1 protein-coding gene and 2 pseudogenes are annotated in these 1,896 nt (G+C 59.2%); 1 reads left to right on the top strand and 2 read right to left on the bottom strand.

What is annotated here, in order from left to right:
• Positions 1–105: 105 nt before the first annotated feature.
• Positions 106–757: pseudogene (locus tag AWB66_RS32350) on the bottom strand (tyrosine-type recombinase/integrase); the annotation flags it as partial.
• A gap of 71 nt (positions 758–828) precedes the next feature.
• Positions 829–1,053: a hypothetical protein gene (locus AWB66_RS32355; RefSeq protein WP_087634036.1), complete on the bottom strand. Its 225-nt coding sequence runs from the start codon at positions 1,051–1,053 to the stop codon at positions 829–831.
• A gap of 632 nt (positions 1,054–1,685) precedes the next feature.
• On the opposite strand from AWB66_RS32355, the pseudogene AWB66_RS34795 reads away from it, so the two are divergent.
• Positions 1,686–1,896: pseudogene (locus AWB66_RS34795) on the top strand (transposase); the annotation flags it as partial.

Raw genomic sequence — 1,896 nt, forward strand, 5'->3', positions numbered from 1 at the left:
CTGGCTCCATTACGCCGATCCTGCGCTGGCACCTATGCGCCGATCATCAATTGGCTCCTATACGGCGATCCGTGACATGCTGGGTGCTTAACGGAGCGGTCTGCAGGTGGTCAGCGAGGCATGACCTAGCTTGTCACGAACGAGCCGAAGATCAACCTTTTGATCGGCCATGTGCGAGCCGGCGCTGTGACGCAGCCAGTGGGCCGATGCTTTCTCCAATAGGTCTGCACGCGCTGAAGCGCCATCTCGCTCGTGTAGCCGCGCGGCCGCTTTCGCAAAAACGTCCTTGACGATCGCGTGCAGTCCGGCGCGCGTCAGCGGCGCGCATGCCTGCGCTCGGTCATTGGCTGCGGCGGCGCAATCGGCAAAACCAGCGGCGTCTCTTCGTTGGGCGAGGGCAGTGCGCTCAGACCCAGTTGCTGGCGGTAGCGCGAAAGCTCCATCGTCATCTCGCGCGTCGCGGGCACCAGTCGCTCCTTGCCACCTTGCCGTGAACGGTCAGCCACCAGCGAAGGGCGCCGTCGGGGTCGCGCCGCACGAAAAACTGGCCCATGGTGTTCGCGCCGGCTTCAGCAATACGCAACCCACCCAGATACAGCAGCGTGAATAGCCACCGCACCCGGTAAGCATGCGCACGCGCGCGATCGGTGTCGCGCGGAAGCGAGGCGATGGTGTCCTTGACCTGCCTGACTGGCAGTGTCGGATCGTGTGGAAGGACGCGACTCCTTGAGTGCCGTCGGAGTGTTAATTCGGTTCCAAACTGGCTCGCGTGGTGATGCTCCGATATCGTGCCCCCTAAGACCCTCGATCTCGCCGGCAACTGATGCTTTAAGTCGGCTGAAATGGTGGTAGGGGAAGAACATCACCATCGATAAAAGCGGTCGCGCATCGGACCGCGAACTGGAGCGCCCCGTCGGCGTTTGCAAATATGCCTAACTTCCCTAAGGACGTCGCGTGACCGTCCTCTTCCAATATCAATGCGGATGCAACGAAGGCATTGCCCAAAGGCGTGACAAACAATTCCAACGGTACTCCACGGTGATAGAAGTTCATGCGCTCTCCTCCGAGGATCGTGGTGTGCCACGGCGTGTAGCGTGAGCATTTGCGTGATGGACGAGCAAACGGTACGTCAGCGAGTTCGGCGTCAGCGGTCGGGCAGCGGGTTGGCTCGCAAATAGGCTAGCGAGGCATCATTCGGAAGGCGGCATTTTCCGATGATCGATTTCGGCCATGCCATACGCGAATGCATAGCGCAGAGCGCCTATCGGGCTAGCGAACGTTCCCAGCGCCCCACTCCGGCGTTGAACACCGCTCGGATCGCGGACGACAAGCGTCGCCGAAACGACCTCGCGCTCCGTTACCGCGATTGCACTAAGCACATGTCCCTTGTACATGACGTTGTTCATATGAAGCATAGTTGTTCTCTCTCAGGTTCTGTGGTTGCCAGTCATTGCTCTGCGACCTTTTTGGTGCGCACCAGCGATGCCATGCGTATGGTAGGTAAGAATAACTGCGCAGCTTTTGTCCGATGTGTATTTTTACCTTTATTACACTTGTTTCGAAACCGCATAAAACAGACAAAAAAGCACTGCAAGGTCAGAAGTGGCCGCGCAAATTCGGACAGGCGGATAAGTGGAACGCTTGGGGCCTGAGCCGGCGATAATGCCGACAAAGGAACCAGGAAGATGACGAAGAGAACCCGACGGACGCACTCAGCGGCGTTCAAAGCGAAAATGGCGATGGCGGCGGTCAGGGTGAGCGGACGCTAGCCGAATTAGCGCAGCAGTTCGATGTGCACCCGAACCAGATCACCGAATGCAAGCGGCAGTTGCAGGAACGTGCCGCCGACGTGTTTGGCGCAGGCGGCACGGCGTCGAGCGAGCCGCAAGTCGATTT

Source organism: Caballeronia telluris (assembly GCF_001544495.1).
Taxonomy (GTDB): Bacteria; Pseudomonadota; Gammaproteobacteria; order Burkholderiales; family Burkholderiaceae; genus Caballeronia; species Caballeronia telluris.

Excerpts from the sequence above, each read along its gene's own strand:
- AWB66_RS32355 (WP_087634036.1), bottom strand. The coding sequence starts at position 1,053 with ATGAACTTCTATCACCGTGGAGTACCGTTGGAATTGTTTGTCACGCCT.